The 1077-nt window shown below is 67.8% G+C and carries 1 protein-coding gene; it reads left to right on the top strand.

The genetic code is table 11. The features are described from left to right. The first annotated feature begins 103 nt into the window (after positions 1-103). Positions 104-1060, top strand: coding sequence for an IS481 family transposase (locus ABD297_RS23575; protein WP_344257603.1), 957 nt, complete (start codon positions 104-106; stop codon positions 1058-1060). Positions 1061-1077: the final 17 nt, after the last annotated feature.

Genomic DNA, 1077 nt, shown 5'->3' with positions numbered 1-1077 from the left:
TGTACCCGGCCACCACGTTGGTAGCGGCGTGCCTGGTTGAACGAACGAGAACCTCCGAATGGGATGTGGCTTGTCTAAGGCCCACTCCAACCCGGAGGTTCTCGTGTCCCACGGTAGTGCCCGGCTGACCGTCCACGGTCGCCGGCTGATCGTTGCCCGCCACCAAGCCGGCTGGCGCCAAGCGCACATCGCGGCAGCGATGGGCGTCTCCCGCAAGTGCGTCAAGACCTGGATCGACCGGTACGCCAGCGAGGGCGAGGCCGGCCTGGTCACCCGCTCCTCGCGCCCGCACACGACGCCCACCAGAACCAGCGACGAGGTCGAGCAGAAGGTCCTGACTGCGCGCACCACCCATCGGGACGGTCCTGACGTGCTCGGCCCCAGGGTCGGGGTGCCGGCCCGGACGGTGTCACGGATCCTGCGCCGCCATCGGGTGCCTTACCTGCGCGACTGTGACCCGATCACCGGCGAGGTGATCCGGTCCTCGAAGCAGACCGCCGTGCGCTACGAACGCGAACGCCCCGGCGAGCTGGTGCACATGGACGTCAAGAAGATCGGCCGCATCCCCGACGGTGGAGGCTGGCGCGTGCACGGCCGCGGGATCCCACGAGATCGGGCCAACGGTCCCGGCTACGACTACGTGCACTCGATGGTCGATGACCATTCCCGCCTGGCCTACAGCGAGGTCCTGCCCGACGAGAAGGGCATCACCTGCGCGGCCTTCCTCGAGCGAGCGATCGCCTCCTTCGCTGACCACGGCATCACCCGGATCGAGCGGCTGATAACCGACAACGCCTGGGCCTACCGCCACTCACTACGCGCCGTCTGTGCCGAGCACGGCATCGTGCAGAAGTTCATCAAGCCGCACTGCCCCTGGCAGAACGGCAAGGTCGAGAGACTCAACCGCACCCTGGCCACCGAGTGGGCCTACCGCACGGCCTACACCAGCAACGCCGACCGCGTCGCCGCCCTTGCGCCATGGCTCGAGCACTACAACACTGAACGCCGCCACAGCGCCCTGAAAGGTCACCCGCCGATCAGCCGGCTGCAACCAACCTGATGGCCGGGTACACCTAG

The organism is Terrabacter carboxydivorans, from assembly GCF_039532035.1.
Classification (GTDB): domain Bacteria; phylum Actinomycetota; class Actinomycetes; order Actinomycetales; family Dermatophilaceae; genus Terrabacter; species Terrabacter carboxydivorans.
The sequence above is the reverse complement of the archived record's forward strand: the minus strand, read 5'-3'. Positions and strand labels throughout refer to the sequence as shown.